This is a genomic window from Winogradskyella sp. 266wxhm, assembly GCF_058964685.1.
This window is the reverse complement of the sequence record NZ_CM179559.1, coordinates 304420-320518: the sequence shown is the minus strand read 5'-3', so window position 1 is coordinate 320518 and position 16099 is coordinate 304420. Positions and strand designations below refer to the sequence as shown.

Below are 16099 nucleotides of genomic sequence, written 5' to 3'. Positions count from 1 at the left end.
CTTCGGCTTAAGCAACTAACTAGCTATGAGCTATATACGGTGTTGGCAGTTGTTTTTTTATATTTTGCTTAATTCTAATTCTTTAATTTCTTTAGTATTTTTATCCTGAAAAGTTAATTTAGCTTTTGGTTTATTCACTTTTAAAATTAAATTTAGAATTTCGCAGTAATCCATATTTTCATAATTAATAGTATCAAATTTTAAAATTTTATCTCCTAGGTTAATTTTGCCTTTTAATGAATTATCCCATATAATACCAACTACAATTTCATTGTCATTATTTAAAATGGGTTCAATAGGCCACATTTTTTCAGCAAGTTCAATAGATTTTTTTTTATCAAAACTTTCTAACCAGAATCGTTCTTTTTTATAATCTAACGTAACTTTTCCATATTTCAATAATTCTGAACCAATTCGGGAAGTCTCGCCATATGTAGTTTTTGTAATCACATTTTTAAAATCTATATCTCCTATTTTTAATTTTGTGACTTTCAAAGCTAAATGTTCATTTTCATTTGCAGTACCAAATAAACCTACACTAAATGTACCGACATTTTTGGCTATGGTTTCAAATATATCTACTTGGGATCGAAGTTGATGATAAGCTGTGTTTGATATTATGTAAAAATTATTATCGCCACTATCAAATAATACATATCCATTTCCTTCGTGTTTTTCTTTTATCAGTTTTATTGGGATGAATGGACTACTTTGAATTTTGTTAACTTTCATCTCGATTGCATCTCGTTTTTTCAATCCCAAATTCTTACTATTATCTGTTAGAATAATTTCATTTTTTTGAGAGTCAAATTGAATTGTTGAATTTCTCAATAAATTACTACCAATAATACCGTCAATTTTGAAACACTCAAAAATAGGATTTAAGCCCTTTTTTGAGACAAATGCAGGAATTTCTTTAAATTTTATTTCATTAATTATAATCTCTGGTATGGATACAACTTCTAAACTATCTGTGATACCAGACTGGTCTTTTATTTTTACACTTCCAAGTTTATTAGTTTTAATCAAATCGTATAAATTTTCTGATATTGCTGTTGTCGCACCAGTATCTAATAGAAAATCATATTCAGTTTGGTTAATTGAAACTTTGATTATTATTTTTCCATTTTTATTTTCATATTTCATTTTACTGAAATATTCTTTATTTTCCACAAAACCTTGATTAGCACTAATTGTTTGTTGCGAATAAGTTTTGATAAAAATTAAAAGCGAAACTATTATTAATAATTTATTGTTCATATTGTGTTTTTTTTAAATAACTGCCAACGGTCTCGGCTATGAGTAGTTGCGTGGTTTAGCACTTAACTTAGCAAGTACACACCAAACTGAAAATCCGCGAGGATTTTCAGAAGTAGGCGAGAACAAGCAATTACTTATAGCCATTGTTGTGCGTTCGTATTTTTTATTCAGTTGAAATCAGAAAATTGTGCATTTTCAAAAATAGCTAAAACCTTTGCCTACCATATCCTTATTATCATGAATTCCAATTGTTGGTCAACGAACTCTAAAACAACACAATATAAACTTCCAATAATAGATTTATTTTTTCTACTTCAAAAAATCCTTTTTTTGAAAAGCTGGATTTGGGTATGTATAAAATCCTTCACCCGTAGCCACACCTAATTTATTTTTATTAATGAAATTTTCTTCTAAATATTTCATCACTTTTATCCTGTTGGCATCCTGTGTTTTCTCGGCTGCTATTTTATTTATGTTGTAAGCTGTTGTAACGCCTACCACATCCAAAATACCAAATGGTCCAACTGGTGCACCGGTTGCGACCATCCATGTTTTGTCGATGGTTTCCACATCTGCCACTTCGTTCACATACAAATCCAACGCAGCACCTATAAGAGGTACAAGTAAAGAATTGAGAATATAACCGGGCTGTTCTTTGTGCAATGGCAAAGGCAACATTCCAATTCTTTTTGCAAACTCCACCACATCGTTGAACACTTTGTGCGAAGTAGTTGGATGCCCCATAATTTCTGCGGTATTGTGTTTCCAAATTTCGTTGGCGAAATGCAGGGCAACAAATTTCTCCGGTCTTCCAGTAGAGGAAGCAAACTGACTTGGTAAGAGTGTGGAAGAATTCGTAGCAAAAACAGTTTTTGCGGGGGCAACTTTTGCTAACTGCTCGTAAAAACCGATTTTAATCTGCGGATTTTCCGGTACGGCTTCAATCAGCAGGTCGGCATCTTTTACAGCCTCTTCTAAATTAGATGAGTACCTTAATTTTTGATATGTATCTTCCAATTGTTGCTGACTTGCATTCAAATCACTTTTAAATGCGGAACTCATAATTTCAAACTTGCCTTTTGCTTTTTCCAATACTTCATCATTAATGTCATAAACGGTGACATTAAATCCATGAAATGCCGTCTGGAAAGCAATTTGATAGCCTAATACGCCACTTCCGGCTACTGTAATATTTTTATAATTCATAAGAAACGAATCAAACTTATCTGTTATTTTCTTCATTGTTAAAGTATTTGATTATTTAATGATAACAAAGATATGGCTATACTTAAATTTACATATATCCTTTAATTCGGTATTTGTGTCCGTTAATTCTTATCGAACTATGATTTGTCTTGTTCTATATTGTGAAGGTGAAATTGTGGTATGTTTTTTAAAGAATCGCCCAAAGGCAGAGGTAGAATTGAAGTGTAACTGAAATGCAATTTCAGTTACTGTGAGTTCAGGATTTCCCAATAGTACATACGCTTCTTTTAGCAGTATTTCATTAATGACTTCATGCGGTGTTCTTCCACTTGTTTTTTTTACTATTTCAATTAAATATTTATTAGAAATATGCAATTGGTCGGCATACAATTGTACTGTTTTATGTTCTAAAATTTGTTCTTGTACCAGTTTCCTAAACTTCAAATAAATAGTAGAAATGACTTGGTCTTTACTTTCTGGTTCGTTAGCATAGCGATGTGTAATTTCGGCAACTTCAAGTAATATGTTAAAAATAATACTTCGAATAATTTCATCAATAAAATTTCCGTGGGTTTTAGTTTTATGTTTTAAGTAATCAAGCAAGGTCAATATATGTTCTATGTCTTTTTTGGGGTGCATTTAATAAGGAATAGCTAACTTGTTGAAACAGACCACTTTTTTCAATAATAAATGGGTTAGAAATATTTTTGAGTAAGAAATTTTTTTCAAAAAACAGAAGTTTCATTTTAAAATCTTTACTAAACTTCCTAAAATGGACAATGGTAGATGGTGCGGAAATAAGAAAACTATTTTGTTGAATAAGATAATTATTACCATCTATTTCCATAGTCATTTTTCCGCTTGTACAGATGCACAGTGAATAAAAATCCATGCGGAACGAGTTTTCGGGAAATTGAAAAATTGATTTCCCCGAAGAAATATAGTAAGGCTTATCACAAGCCACACCATAAAACGAAAGTATCTGTTTAAGATTTTGGTACAAATGATTTTATTTTATATGACGCACAACGGTTTTGTGTATGGCTTGTTGCGGGAAATTCGCGAGAATTTTCCGCCGTTGACCAAAGATAGCGAATAAGATTGAATTTCCGATAGGAAATTCATTATCTTTCCTTTGTTTGTTATGTATCTATTAATCATTAGTTTATGTAAATTTTCACATTCTTTTTTGTTGCCAAACTGCCTTTATTTGCTTATATTTGTTGCCGTATTGTTGCCCATACAACACTCATAAAACGCACAGTCTAACACAGTAAATATAAGGAAAATGAAAGTTACTTTACGCCAACGTAGAAAAGGGAAACGAATTAGTTTATATCTTGATTATTACGAAAACGGAAATCGTAAGTACGAGTACTTGAAATTATATTTAACGCCAGAACCCGACAAAGGGTCCTTAACTAAAGCACAGAAATTAGAAAACAAGAAAATCTTACAACTTGCTGAAAGCATCAGAGCCAAAAGACATTTAGAGGTACAGAATAATATTTATGGTTTTGAAAATAAAGAAAAGAAACAAGGAAATTTTTTCGTGTATTTAGAACAATGGATTGAAAGACGTTCAGAAAGTAAAGGCAATTTAGGTGTATGGAATAGCACACTAAAACATTTAAAAGATTATCACCCAATAGGTATTTCTTTTGAAAGAATAGATGAAGAATGGGTAGAAGGTTTTAAAGAGTATTTAGACAAAAAAGCACTTTCCAGAAGTAAAAGACCATTAAGCCAAAACACAAAATCAGCATATTTTAAAAAACTTTTAGCGGTATTACGACAAGCTGTTAAAGAAAAGGTAATACAATACAATCCTGCTATTTCAGTTGAAAACTTTAAAGAAGAAGATACACATATGGAATTTTTAACTTTAGAAGAAGTTAGAAAGCTTTTTAACACAGATAGCCGACATCCACAATTAAAAAATGCGTTTCTTTTTTCCTGCCTTACAGGTTTGCGTTGGTCAGATATTACAAAACTTCAATGGTCTGAAATCCAATATTCAGAAACCTATGGAAATTTTATTAGATTTAAGCAAAAGAAAACTAAAGGAGCTGAAACCTTACCAATTTCCGAACAAGCATTTGAATTGTTAGGAGAAAAAGGCGAATCGACTAAAAAAGTTTTCGAGAATATTAATAACGTTCAGAGAAATTATGACCTACTAAAAGAATGGGTTGGTGAGGCAGAAATTAAGAAGAATATCACGTTCCATTGTGCGCGTCATTCTTTTGCAACATTACAACTGACTTTGGGTACTGATATTTATACAGTATCAAAAATGTTAGGTCATAAGAATTTGAAAACAACTCAAATTTACGCTAAAGTAATTGATGACAAAAAGAAACAAGCAGCTTACAGAATAAACCTTAACCCAAATGGCTAAAGACTTATTTATCGACTTACTGTATGTGGAAAAGGTTACTGATGATAAAAGAACCGAAAACCAATTTAAAGAGCTTTTAAAAGGCTTTAAAAAGCAATACCTCAATACAACGCCTAATTATGAAATCGACTTTAAAAAAGCATATTCAAACAAGCGTAAATATTACTTTAAACTAATTGAAAATGATTATATCAAAAAGTTTAATGCTATTAATGACACCCTTGAAGCAAATTCAACACCTGGTCATTTGTCTTTTCTCTATGACAAAGAATCTAACCGAATTACAAATTATTTAACCCAGATTAGCAATTACATTTCTGAAAATGATCTTGATGAAAGTTTGTATTTAAAGCCTATTAATAATGACAAATCAGATGAAGCCTATATCATTTCATTTTTAAAAGCTAATGCGATGATGCTTTTTATGGAACTTCAAGACCGATTTTCAGATTTAAGTGATACAGAAATTTATACTATCGAAGAACTACACGAAGTATTTTTTAATGAAGAACCACCTCAAGAGTTAATTGTAAAATCCTATTCCGGTGCAGAAATAAAAACGGTCAGGAAAAAAGTAAAACAAAGTTCAATTTTCAACGCTATACAAGGTGATTTTAGAGAGGAAAACAATGATGTCTTATCCTATAACGAACTTATTAATAAGATTAAACAAAGAGAATTTGCAAAATTAGAGGAGCTGTTAAATGAAAAAGGCATTATAGATGATGAATATAACTTCATAAAGGATAGAGGTAATAAAATCTTACTTGCAGCTTTTATGGTTAAGTTAACAGAAACTAAATATTTTAATGAAAGAATATTTTTTGACAGTAAACCATCTAAAAAAATAGAGCCTAAACACATTTATAAATTCTTTGCTTATCGGTATGGACCAAGTAGTAATGCAGGTAAAGAATACCGTAGATTTTTAGGTACTGAAAAAAGAGCCTATCAAAAATTAGTTGAAGCCAATTTTTGGCTTGACCAAATCAAATAAAACTTCACTTTTTAAAAGTGGTATTTTCTCTACTTAATACCAAATAGATAATACCAAAAACGGTGTAAATCATTGTTTTACAATGGTTTAATAATACCATTTTTTCTCTTTTCTGTTATACCAAACACCTTTTTCAATATTTGTTATGTCCTTGACAATCAAGGATGACTTTTGCGCAGAAGTCCATTTTTTAATTAAAATTTATAATAAGATGGACGTTAAAATAATTGAACGTTTAGAACGCATCGAAAAGTTGTTAGTAGAACAACAAACGTTGCAAAAGCAAGTATTGAATTTCAATGAAACTTGTCAGTATTTAGAACTATCACAATCGCACTTGTATAAACTTACAAGTACGGGAGCCATTCCACACTATAAACCGAATGGTAAAAAAATCTATTTCCAACGTCAGGAATTAGACCAATGGTTATTGCGTAACCGTATGGATTCCCAAGACGAAATCGAGCAACAGGCAGCTAATTACTTAATCAAAAAAGGAAGGATTTAGTTATGACTGAAATCATCGATTTACTCTTGGCACTCTCACAAGAGATTAAGGACTTAAAGGCACGTATCGAATTAATAAGAGCTACGAGAGCAGAACGCTTAAAAGATACGTGGATTGACAATCAGGACGTAATGCAAACGCTACATATTAGCCAACGGACATTGCAAACATTCCGTTCAAATGGTACGATTCCATATAGCAAGATACAAGGTAAATTTTATTACAAAGTATCTGATATAGAGGAACTATTACAAAGCAATTATTATAACCCAAATTTTAAATGCGATGGAAATAAGTAAAGAAAGCATCTTAAAGAAAACGCATTACGGGTTAAATATTTATGCTTATGTATTAAGGCAGTATTATCCTAAATCAACAGTCCTTTCCTTAAAAGGAAGGGACTGCGGGATAACCCGAAATCCTTTTAATGGTGGTAAATCAACATTACAAATTAATGTTGTTGAAAATAAGGCAATGCATTACGACATAGAATTAACCGATTTTAAAGGTGATGTATTCGATTTTGCATCCTATCATTTTAAAATCATTAATGAAGAAGAATTGTTACTAAAAATCAATGAGGTACTGCATCTAAATTTTGAAGTTAAAAAAGAAGATGAATTATCCTGGTTAGATGCACCTGATGATACTTGGTATGCTTACAGCAGTTTTTACAAAGCACCAATTAGAAATGTTTTTCCAACTGAAAAAGTAAGATTATATCAAATATTTGAGCGTATTACAAGTAATAAGTATAAAAGTATCACAGAGCAATTTAGAGCGATTAAAGACCCTAAAGAAGCACGGAAATTTAAAGCAAATCATTTTGATTATGTAACATTTTCAGGTGTGTTTTCTAAACGAAATGATGATAGCTTAATTGAGCATTCATCATTATTGACAATCGATTTTGACCATTTAGAAAATCTTGAAGAACTAAAACAACAATTATTAAACGATGAATATTTCGAAACCGAAATGTTGTTTACATCACCTTCAGGAGAAGGCTTAAAATGGATAATTAGAATCGATTTATCCAAAGTGTCACACAATGAATATTTTATTGCGGTGGCCAATTACATAAAGCAAACATATAACATTGAGGTAGACCAATCGGGTAAAGACATTTCCAGAGCGTGTTTTTTATCCCACGATCCATTGGCATACCTACATAAAAGACATCAAAAGCTATGACAAAAATATTCAACCCGAAAGATTGGTTAGCTGTTCCAGAGCAAAAAGAAGTACCTAAAAAACCAATCAACAACAAACCGACAACGGTTGTTGCAAATGATATTGAAACATATATCAACGCTTTAGAACAATCAGGTATCGATATTACTGATACTTATGAAAAGTGGCGTGATATTGGTTTTGCTATTTCAGAGGAATACGGTGAAGCTGGACGTGATTACTACCATAGAATTAGCAGAAATTATTCAGGTTACGACCATAAAGAATGCGACGAACAGTATAATAAATGCTTACAAGCAAAAGGACACGGTATAAGCATAGCAACCTTATACCACCATTTGCATCAAGTTGGTATTAAACCAAAACAGCAACAACAAGTTGTTGAAGTATAGCAACATCCAGAGGAAGAAAAACAACCATTGCCAACAATACCAACAACAGTTTACAACAACATCCCAACATTTTTGCAACAAGTAGTAAAACCATCAAGCAGTAATGAAGAACGTGATATTTTGTTGTTGGGTGCATTAACTGCATTTAGTGCCTGTTTTCCAAAATTATTTGGTGTGTACGACCAACGGAAAGTGTTTAGCAACTTGTATTTATTTGTTACTGCACCTGCTTCAGCAGGAAAAGGGAGATTAAACCAAATTAAAAATTTGGTAAATCCTGTTCACAAAGAAAAGCGCGAACAATCCAAAACCCTAAAACAACAGCATCAAGTTGAAATGGCTACTTATAATATGAATAAGGGCAAAAGTGAAACTATGGAAAAACCGAGTAAACCACCTGAAAGAATGCTGTTTATTCCGGCTAACAATAGTGTAACAGGTGTTTATCAATTAATATCGGATAATGAAGGTAGAGGGTTAATTTTTGAAACCGAAGGAGATACTTTAGCACAAGCTTTTAAAAGTGATTACGGTAATTATTCCGATGGTTTTCGTAAAGCATTCCACCACGAAACCATTAGTTACTATCGTAGAACGGACAGAGAGTATGTAGATATTGAAAGACCTTGTTTGTCAACGGTGTTGTCTGGTACACCAAAGCAGATTCAGGCATTGGTTCCAAGTGCTGAAAATGGCTTGTTTAGTCGTTTTATGTTTTATTATATGAATATCAAACCTACTTGGAAGAACGTTTTTCAAACTGATACAACCAATGGTTTAGATGAATATTACGACCAATTAGGAAAAGAATTTTTTGGGTTATACAAAACCCTAAAAAACAATCCTGATATTGAAGTAAGGCTAACAACCGAGCAACAACAAAAGTTTAATGTGTTTTTTGAGAAGCTTCAAACCAAATACCTCAATCTTCAACCCGATGACTATATAGCAACTGTTAGACGTTTGGGGTTAATAGCATTTAGAATTATAATGTTGTTTTCTGTATTTCGCATTATGGAAGATGGTGATGTAAACCAAGTAAGATATTGTGAGGATATAGATTTTGAAAATACATTGGAAATGATAAGCGTATTAGTAAAGCACAGTAGTAAGGTGTTTAACGATTTGCCTATTGAACAAAAGCAAGTTAAACGAGCCAATCGAAAAGAACGTTTTTTAGAAGAATTACCTTATCAATTTTCAAGACAAGATTACCTAAATATAGCCGACAAAAACAAAATACCACACAAAACCGCAGAAGGCTATATTACCAAATTTGTAGAAGCAGGATTAATACACAGAGAAGCACATAACAATTATTCGAACAGTCAAAAGAATTAATAATACTCTATTTATATTTTATTACTTTTGTACGTGATGCAAAAACACAAAAACATAAAGGCACTATTTTTCTTGGGCATATTCAGTATGTTACTGATGCACCAAGTTGTGCCACATTGGCATCATCAACATCAAGAAGAACATCAACATAGTGCAGTAGCACATTCGCACAATCACGAACATCATCACGAAACCCCTGAAAAAGATAATTCTAAAAAAGGATTTTTTGATTGGTTTGTAGAAATGCACGTGCATACCAATACAACAACAGATGTGTTGGTGTTGAAGGAATCAACAGTAAAGAAAATTACCGTAGAAAAAGAATCGGTAAGAACACTATTTCCTGAAACCGTAAATCTTGCACTTATAGATGTTGATACCTCAAAAGAAAGATGGTATCATCCGCCAGATAAACTTCAAAACACATATTTCCCCAATTGCTCACTTCGGGGACCACCAAGTTTAGGTTAATCAGTTATACAGGGTTTTGTTAGTATAAACAAAAAACACCCTGTAATTCTATTTTGATAAACCTAAAAAAACATCATTATGAACATAAAATTAGTATGCACCATTGGTGTATGCCTGTTCGTTGGTAACATTTATTCTCAAACAAAATCAGTAGATGAATTACTTAACCAAATAGAACAGAACAATACCGAGTTAAAAGCCTATCAATCTTTCATTGAAAGCCAACAGCTCGAAAACAAGAGCGCCAATAATTTACCCGACCCACAGCTTTTAGGCTATTATTTGCCATTTGGCGATAACGCAACGGGAAATTACACCGAATATCAAATATCGCAATCCTTCGAATTTCCAACGGTGTATGCAGCGCGTAGCAAATGGAATAACTTGAAAGCAGAACAGCTACAAGCCCTATTTACTAAAAAGCGACAGGAAGTACTCTTAAAAGCAAAACAAGGGTTAATTAGCCTCTATATACTTCAAAAGCAAAAGACTATTGAAACCAATAGAAAGCAACAAAGCAAGCAGGTTTATGAGCAAATGCAAGAGCTTTTCAATAAAGAGCAAGTTGGCATTTTAGACCTTAACAAAGCGAAAGTAGCTTGGATTCAAGAACAATTTGTAGTAGAACAATTAGAAGCTGAAATTCAGAATCAAATTACGGTATTGCAAACCTTAAATGGTGAGCAATCGCTTGAGTTGGATAATCTGCAATTGGAAATTCCTTTTGAACTGCAAACTATGGAAACACTATGGAGCGACAAATTGGCAAGTGACCCCAAATTATTGGAGTTACAGGCTAATGAAGCGTCAGCACTTCAAAATGTAACACTCGAAAAGAATAAAATTTTGCCCAACCTTGCTTTAGGATATAATTATCAAGGTGTAAATGGCAATAATTATTCTGGTGTTTACGGTGGTTTGTCCATTCCATTATGGAGCAGCAAGAATAAAGTTAAAGCTGCCCAGGCAAATTACGAGTACCAACAATCAAGTTCGCAAGTAACCAAACAACTATTGTATGCCGATTTGCAACAGGAGTATAATCAGTATCAATTATTGTTTGATAAATACACCGAATACCAAAATATCATAGAATCCCTAAACAGCGAAGATTTGCTTTTTAAAGCCTACAATTTAGGGGAATATTCCTTTTTGGAGTACTATATGGAAGTGCAGTTTTATCGGGATGCTACCGACAAAATGCTGCAAATGGAAAAAGAATTACAGCTTTTACAAGCACAATTATTAATACACAAACTTTAACAATTTAAAAATCTAAAACAATGAAATCACAGATTCACGAACACCTTAAAACAAATAAACTCATTGTGAGTAAAACAGTATCAAAATTTTTATTGGCATTAACTGTAATCCTTGCAATAAGTATTACAAGTTGTCGAGACACAAAAAAAGAAGAAACAAACGATGACCACGGACACGAGCATAATGCTGATGGTAGTCATAAGACTGAACACGAAGACGTAAAACAAGAAGAGTTTAACGTGGACAAGGATTCTATGAAATCCGATGAGAAAACACACACTCACGACAACGGAGAAGAACACCACGACCACTAAAAATAAAACAAATGAAAAAGTATGTAATAATTGTGCTTGCCTTTATGGCAATAGCTTGTAAGCAAAATAATGAAGATAATCACGCCCACAATCCAGATGGAAGTCACGTAGGCGAAGAAATACCTCGAGTGGATTATACCATTTGGACAGACCAAACCGAATTGTTCGTTGAATTTCCTGTACTTATTGTTGGGCAACCCAGCAAATTTGCAGCGCATTTTACGGTAATGGACAAACATCAACCTGTGCGTGAAGGTTCGGTTACAGTAAGTTTAATTAAAGGTGACAAAGGCATTCGTGCTACAGCAGAAAGTCCATCATCACCAGGAATATTTTCGCCCATCATTCAACCAAAGGAATCGGGAATACATCAATTGGTATTCGACCTTTCCACACCACAATACACCGATAAAATTATGATTAAAGACCTAATGGTGTATGCTAATATGGAAGAAGCCAATAACGCAATAGACGATGCAGGAGAAGATGGTTCTATATCCTTTTTAAAAGAACAGGCTTGGAAAATAGAGTTTCAAACAGCATCTGTAATGAATGGTGAAATTTACGATGTGATTAAGACATCGGGAGTTTGGCAGCCTGCACAGGGTTCTGTAAAAACAATGGTCGCAACGGCTAATGGAACCGTAAATTTTGCCACAACTAACTTAACGGAAGGAACGGAAGTGAAACAAGGTCAATTGCTTATGAATGTAAGTAGTCAAGGATTGGCAAGCAATAATTTAAGCGCAGAAATAGCTAAAGCCAAAGCGAACTATGACCAAGCCACATCCGAGTATAATAGGAAGAAAGAGCTTTACGAAAGTAAGATTATACCAAAATCAGAATTTGAAAAAGTAGAAAGCAACTATGCTATTGCAAAATCGCAATATCAATCGCTTGCTTCAGGAGTTTCTGGTGGCAGTAAACAAATACGAGCACCTTTTGATGGGTTTATAAGGAGTGTAAATGTTGCCAATGGTGATTATGCAGAACAAGGAACGGTTTTAATAAGTGTTGCAACCGAACAATCTAAAGTGCTTAAATCGCAAATAGCACCTACATATGGGTTGACGATGCAAAACATTAAAAACGTTTGGTATCAAACTGAAATAGGAAATTGGAAAAGCATTTTAGATTCAGAAGGTGAAATTCTGTCCATATCCAAAGATGTAGAACGCGACAGTCCGTTAATTTCGGTATATGCCAAAGTAAACGATGCTATAAACTTGCCAGATGGAAGTCTAACCCAAGTACAAATTGCTATGGGTAACGGAGAACAAGGAACACTTGTACCCGAATCGGCTTTAATGGAAGATTATGGCAACTATTCGGTAATGGTGCAACTTTCTGGAGAAAGTTTTGAAAGACGCCCTATTTCCATAGGAAAACGAAATGGTAAAAACGTAGAGGTGCTTAAAGGTTTACAGGTTGGTGATGTGGTTGTAACCACAGGAGCCTACCAAGTTAAAATGGCATCAATGTCAGGTTCTACACCTGCACACGGACACGAACACTAAAAGCAAAAGTTATGTTGAATAAAATATTAAATATATCACTTCATAACAGATTGCTTATTCTGTTAGGAGCTGTGGTGTTGAGTGTGTTAGGCGTGTATTATGCAAAGACGATGAATGTTGATGTATTCCCAGACTTAACAGCACCAACGGTAACTATTCTTACCGAAGCGCACGGAATGGAATCGGAAGAAGTAGAGAAATTAGTCACCTATCAATTAGAAACAGCCTTAAACGGTTCGCCCAATGTAAGACGAATCCGTTCGTCATCGGCAGCTGGAATTTCCATTGTTTGGGTAGAATTTGAATGGGGAACCGATATTTATCGTGCTCGACAAATTGTAAGTGAACGAATCCCAATGGTTCGGGAAAATTTACCAGAAGGTATCGGAGCACCAACAATGGCACCTATTTCATCGATTATGGGTGAAATAATGCTTTTGGGAGTAACGTCAGATAGTTTGTCACCAATGGAATTGCGAACACTTTCCGATTGGACAATTAGACCACGCATAAAAGCAATTGGTGGTATTGCAAATGTGGTAGTCATTGGAGGCGATTACAAACAATACCAAGTATTTGCTAATCCTGAAAAGATGAAACATTACGATGTAAGTCTATCTGAATTGGTAGAACACGTTAAGGAAGCAAATACAAATGCACCTGGTGGTGTTGTGAACCAATACGGTAATCAATACATCATTAAAGGTAGTGGTAGAGCGTATGCGTTAGAAGATTTGCAGGAAGCAGTTTTAAAACAAGTCAATGGGCAAACCATAAAAATTAAGGACGTAGCGACTGTGAAAATTGGAGCTTCCGATAAAATTGGTGATGGTTCTTTAAACGCAAATCCTGCGGTGATTTTAACCATTTCAAAACAACCTGATGTTAATACATTGGAATTGACAGACCGCTTGGATGAAGCGATTGCAGATTTACAAAAAACCTTACCAAAAGGTGTAAACATTAAAAGTCAGATCTTCAGACAATCCGATTTTATTGATGCTTCAATTAGCAATCTAAATATGACCCTTTTAGAAGGTGCATTTTTTGTAATGATTATCCTGTTCATCTTTTTAATGAATTGGAGAACTACCTTAATATCATTGTTGGCAATTCCAATTTCATTGTTGGTGTCCATTATCATTTTAAAATGGTTGGGTTACACCATCAATACAATGAGTTTAGGTGGTATGGCAATTGCTATTGGTGCGTTGGTTGATGATGCGATTATTGATGTTGAAAACGTGTATAAACGCTTACGAGAGAACATCAAAAAGCCGAAAGCAGAACGACAATCTACAATTAAGGTTGTGCGTGATGCCTCTGTAGAGATTAGAAGTTCCATCATTATCGCAACACTAATTATTATTGTGTCATTTGTTCCACTATTCTTTTTAAGCGGAATGGAAGGTCGGTTATTGCAACCATTAGGTATTGCTTTTGTAACCTCTGTGTTAACATCATTGATAGTGGCAGTAACAGTAACACCTATTTTGTGTTCTTATTTATTGAACAATGAAAAACTGCTCAATAAACAAGCAGAAGGAACACGTGTAGAGCGTTGGTTACAAAAACATTATGGTAATCTTTTGGAACGTGCCACTAATATTCCAAAAACCATTATTGGAACTACAATAATTGCATTTATCATAAGTCTTTTAGTACTCACACAATTGGGACGAAGTTTTCTACCAGAATTTAATGAAGGCTCTTTGGTAATTAGTGTTGTTGGTCCACCAGGTATGTCTTTGGAAGAAAGCAACAAAACAGGAAAATTGATAGAAACTATTCTATTGGATTTACCAGAAGTGGACGTTGTTACAAGACGACAAGGAAGAGCAGAATTAGATGAACACGCACAAGGCGTAAATGCATCTGAAATTGATGTGCCTTTTGTGCTTGAAGATAAAACCAAAGAAGAATTCTTTGAAGAAGTCCGAAACAAATTGAGCGTTGCACCAGGAGTGAATATCACTTTAGGACAACCCATTGCACACAGAATTGACCATATGCTTTCTGGAACACGTGCCAATATTGCCATAAAGATTTTTGGTTCAGATTTACAACGTTTATTCGAGGTTGGTAAAAGCGTAGAGCAAAACATCAAAGAGATTGATGGATTGGCAGATGTTGCGGTTGACCAACAAATTGAAGTGCCACAAATCCGCATCAAACCCAAACGTCAGATTTTAGCAGCGTATGGAATGACCGTTGGCAATTTAATGGAACAAGTAGATATTGCGTTTGCAGGAGAAGAAGCAGGTGAAATTTACGAAGGTCAGCAGTATTTCGATTTGATAGTTCGCTACGAAAAACCGTTCCGGGATGATATTGAAAATATCAAAAACGCCTTAATCAGTTTACCAAATGGTGGACAAACCATATTAGGGGAATTGGCAACTATTCAATCGGTAAGTAGTCCAAATACCATTAATCGTGAAGATGTACAACGTAAAATTGTGGTTGCTGCCAATGTACAAGGCAGGGATTTACGTGGTGCAGTAAACGAAATCAAGGAAGTGGTTGCAAACAATGTGAATATGCCAGAAGGCTATCGTGTGCAATATGGCGGACAGTTTGAAAGCGAATCCAAAGCATCACAATTACTTATGATAACAGCAATCGTTGCGATAGCCATTATTTTCCTTTTACTCTATTATGAATTTAAAGATGTAAAATTGGCATTTGTGGTATTGATTAATTTACCGTTGGCCTTGATTGGTGGTATTTTGATTGTGTATTTCACATCAGGAATCATAAGTATTGCAGCCACAATTGGATTTATTAGTCTTTTCGGAATTGCAACACGTAACGGTATCTTATTAGTATCACGTTATGAAGACTTACGACAAGAAGGAATGAAAGGGTTTCAGTTGATAAAAACAGGAGCTTTAGACCGTTTAAATCCAATTTTAATGACCGCTTTTACAACAGGTTTGGCGTTAATTCCATTGGCTTTAAAAGGTGGTGAACCAGGTAGTGAAATACAAAGCCCAATGGCAGTTGTTATTTTAGGTGGTTTACTATCTGCTACAATATTAAACTTGGTAGTAATTCCTTGTGTTTATCAATTGGTCACAAAAAATACCCATTAAAGGATTTTAAGGAAATACAGGATTTAAGGAAACCTCTCTTTTTAGGGAGGTTTTTTTATTCATATCCTCAAATCCTTAACTTCCTCATTTCCTGTTTATAATTGTTAATATCTTTTTGTTAGTTCTTATTTTCTTTTTCT

General features: G+C 33.8%; 15 protein-coding genes. 12 read left to right on the top strand and 3 right to left on the bottom strand.

The features are described 5' to 3' along the window. Positions 1 to 57 precede the first annotated feature (57 nt). The 3 genes from AC2H4K_RS01555 to AC2H4K_RS01545 form a co-directional block, all read right to left on the bottom strand. Complete coding sequence (locus tag AC2H4K_RS01555) at positions 58 to 1260, bottom strand: retropepsin-like aspartic protease (protein ID WP_281141644.1); 1203 nt, start codon at positions 1258 to 1260, stop codon at positions 58 to 60. A gap of 309 nt (positions 1261 to 1569) precedes the next feature. Continuing rightward, positions 1570 to 2466, bottom strand: coding sequence for a 3-hydroxyacyl-CoA dehydrogenase (locus tag AC2H4K_RS01550; RefSeq protein ID WP_150315369.1), 897 nt, complete (start codon positions 2464 to 2466; stop codon positions 1570 to 1572). A gap of 129 nt (positions 2467 to 2595) precedes the next feature. Next, positions 2596 to 3105: a helix-turn-helix domain-containing protein gene (locus AC2H4K_RS01545; protein WP_493742768.1), complete on the bottom strand. Its 510-nt coding sequence runs from the start codon at positions 3103 to 3105 to the stop codon at positions 2596 to 2598. A gap of 649 nt (positions 3106 to 3754) precedes the next feature. Here AC2H4K_RS01545 and AC2H4K_RS01540 point away from each other — a divergent pair. The 12 genes from AC2H4K_RS01540 to AC2H4K_RS01485 all read left to right on the top strand — a co-directional run bounded on the left by AC2H4K_RS01540 (position 3755) and on the right by AC2H4K_RS01485 (position 15959). Next, positions 3755 to 4867, top strand: a complete 1113-nt coding sequence (locus AC2H4K_RS01540) for a site-specific integrase (protein ID WP_125466316.1) — start codon at positions 3755 to 3757, stop codon at positions 4865 to 4867. Further along, on the top strand, positions 4860 to 5864 hold the full coding sequence (locus AC2H4K_RS01535) for a DUF6617 family protein (protein ID WP_493742767.1): 1005 nt from the start codon (positions 4860 to 4862) through the stop codon (positions 5862 to 5864). Before AC2H4K_RS01540 ends, AC2H4K_RS01535 begins: the two co-directional genes overlap by 8 nt. A 211-nt stretch (positions 5865 to 6075) precedes the next feature. Then, positions 6076 to 6372 carry a helix-turn-helix domain-containing protein gene (locus AC2H4K_RS01530; protein ID WP_093026613.1) on the top strand — a complete coding sequence of 99 codons (297 nt, stop codon included), beginning with the start codon at positions 6076 to 6078 and terminating at the stop codon, positions 6370 to 6372. A 26-nt stretch (positions 6373 to 6398) separates the two neighbouring features. Next, entirely contained in the window at positions 6399 to 6671 is a 273-nt protein-coding gene (locus AC2H4K_RS01525; RefSeq protein ID WP_240640170.1) for a helix-turn-helix domain-containing protein, read from the top strand. Beyond that, on the top strand, positions 6658 to 7566 hold the full coding sequence (locus AC2H4K_RS01520; RefSeq protein ID WP_493742766.1) for a BT4734/BF3469 family protein: 909 nt from the start codon (positions 6658 to 6660) through the stop codon (positions 7564 to 7566). The genes AC2H4K_RS01525 and AC2H4K_RS01520 overlap by 14 nt, the downstream gene beginning before the upstream one ends. Further along, entirely contained in the window at positions 7563 to 7958 is a 396-nt protein-coding gene (locus tag AC2H4K_RS01515) for a PriCT-2 domain-containing protein (RefSeq protein ID WP_493742765.1), read from the top strand. The genes AC2H4K_RS01520 and AC2H4K_RS01515 overlap by 4 nt, the downstream gene beginning before the upstream one ends. 27 nt (positions 7959 to 7985) lie before the next feature. Further along, on the top strand, positions 7986 to 9299 hold the full coding sequence (locus tag AC2H4K_RS01510; protein ID WP_493742764.1) for a DUF3987 domain-containing protein: 1314 nt from the start codon (positions 7986 to 7988) through the stop codon (positions 9297 to 9299). A gap of 36 nt (positions 9300 to 9335) precedes the next feature. Beyond that, entirely contained in the window at positions 9336 to 9770 is a 435-nt protein-coding gene (locus AC2H4K_RS01505; protein ID WP_129760607.1) for a DUF6769 family protein, read from the top strand. Between the two features lie 78 nt (positions 9771 to 9848). Further along, positions 9849 to 11033 carry a TolC family protein gene (locus AC2H4K_RS01500; protein ID WP_129760608.1) on the top strand — a complete coding sequence of 395 codons (1185 nt, stop codon included), beginning with the start codon at positions 9849 to 9851 and terminating at the stop codon, positions 11031 to 11033. Between the two features lie 20 nt (positions 11034 to 11053). Continuing rightward, complete coding sequence (locus tag AC2H4K_RS01495) at positions 11054 to 11347, top strand: hypothetical protein (protein ID WP_129760609.1); 294 nt, start codon at positions 11054 to 11056, stop codon at positions 11345 to 11347. A gap of 11 nt (positions 11348 to 11358) precedes the next feature. Continuing rightward, positions 11359 to 12864 carry an efflux RND transporter periplasmic adaptor subunit gene (locus AC2H4K_RS01490; protein ID WP_129760610.1) on the top strand — a complete coding sequence of 502 codons (1506 nt, stop codon included), beginning with the start codon at positions 11359 to 11361 and terminating at the stop codon, positions 12862 to 12864. An 11-nt stretch (positions 12865 to 12875) separates the two neighbouring features. After that, a complete protein-coding gene (locus AC2H4K_RS01485) occupies positions 12876 to 15959 on the top strand; it encodes an efflux RND transporter permease subunit (RefSeq protein ID WP_150313772.1) in 3084 nt (1027 codons plus the stop codon). Positions 15960 to 16099: the final 140 nt, after the last annotated feature.